The sequence below is a fragment of the Candidatus Thermoplasmatota archaeon genome, from assembly GCA_030018475.1.
Taxonomy (GTDB): domain Archaea; phylum Thermoplasmatota; class JASEFT01; order JASEFT01; family JASEFT01; genus JASEFT01.
This window is the reverse complement of sequence record JASEFT010000103.1, coordinates 1-1349: the sequence shown is the minus strand read 5'-3', so window position 1 is coordinate 1349 and position 1349 is coordinate 1. Positions and strand designations below refer to the sequence as shown.

Sequence of the window (1349 nt, the reverse complement as noted above, 5' to 3'; positions counted from 1 at the left end):
CCCATCCCAAAGCGGTGATGGGTTTAGAGGATATTATTTATTCTGTGCGACACAGTTCGGGTGAAACACCTATGTAAAGCTCGCCGGTTTCTTTATCACCTTCCTAGCTATTATACCTTATGGACACACACCTATTCGCGGTCTTAATGCCGCATCATGGCAATTTCGTCCTTAGTTAGACATGCTCCTTAATCAGATTGAGGCGGTCTAAAGCCGCATGTTTCAGCTGAAGGTTGCATATCTAACTTCTATATTCTTCTTTATTTTTCAGCATCCAATATATTGCTTGGAGCATTTTTCTTGTAGCCCCCATTATTGCTTTATTTTCTGACTTTTTTCTACGTAATTTCCAGTAGTACCTAGAAATTTTAGTTTCTATACCATTTGCTATCGCCCAGTTTATATGCGCTCTAGCAGCTTCTACTAACATCCAGCGAAGCTCGTTTGAGCCTTGCTTTGTTATTCTACCATAGTATCTGCTATCACCAGACTGGCTTACAGAGGATACAAGTCCGCCATAGGAGAATAATTTTTCCTCATCACGAAATCTTTCAATTTGCCCGATAACCGAGAATATAATTAAAGCTCCATACGGCCCTATACCTGGGATTGAGTCTATTATTCTCACTTCTTCATACTTCTTGCCTGCCTCTCTTATTTCCCAATCTAATTTCTTTATCTGTTCCTCAATAGATTCTAGCATTGAGAGATATGAGTTTATGGCAGGTATGTTTAGAATTTGCAGCCAGCTTTTGTATTTACGTGCGAAAATTTTCTTTACTTCGTACTTTATACCTCTTCTAATAAGTTCTGCATAAATCCTGTTCTTCAGTTTACCACTAAATCTTCCTAAGAATATCCTTCTTCTTACCAGCCATCTTAGGTCTCTGATCTCTTTTGCTGGCATATAGGCTGTAGGTAAAAGATCGGTCCTTAGTAAATGAGCTAGAATTTTTGCATCTATTTTATCTGTCTTTATCTTGGATTCTGCAATCCATCTTGTCTTTAATGGGTGTGCGAGAACCACCTCATAGCCTTGCTCTTCTAAGAGATCAAATACCCACTCGCAAGCAGTAGTTGCTTCTATTGCTATTTTAAGTGGCTCTTTAAAACCAGAGAAGAACTTACTTATTTCTTCTCTTGTACTACAAATTCTTCCATCTTTTACTTTACACCCGTCTTCTCTACATATTATGACTTGAGAGAAGTTTTTATGCAAATCCAATCCTGCGTACAGCATTTTTTTTCACCTCGGTATATAGTATATATACGGAGGCGAGCTTTAACATGCCATCAGATTGGCCTATTTCTAATCTGTTTGCCATAATATGTATTTAACAGATAGTTAC

General features: G+C 38.0%; 1 protein-coding gene. It reads right to left on the bottom strand.

What is annotated here, in order from left to right; genetic code table 11:
* Positions 1–241 precede the first annotated feature (241 nt).
* On the bottom strand, positions 242–1240 hold the full coding sequence (locus QMD21_07730) for an IS110 family transposase (protein MDI6856652.1): 999 nt from the start codon (positions 1238–1240) through the stop codon (positions 242–244).
* Positions 1241–1349: the final 109 nt, after the last annotated feature.

What these genes read in the sequence shown, in the direction of transcription:
- QMD21_07730 (MDI6856652.1), bottom strand. Translation starts at nt 1,240, where the DNA reads ATGCTGTACGCAGGATTGGATTTGCATAAAAACTTCTCTCAAGTCATA.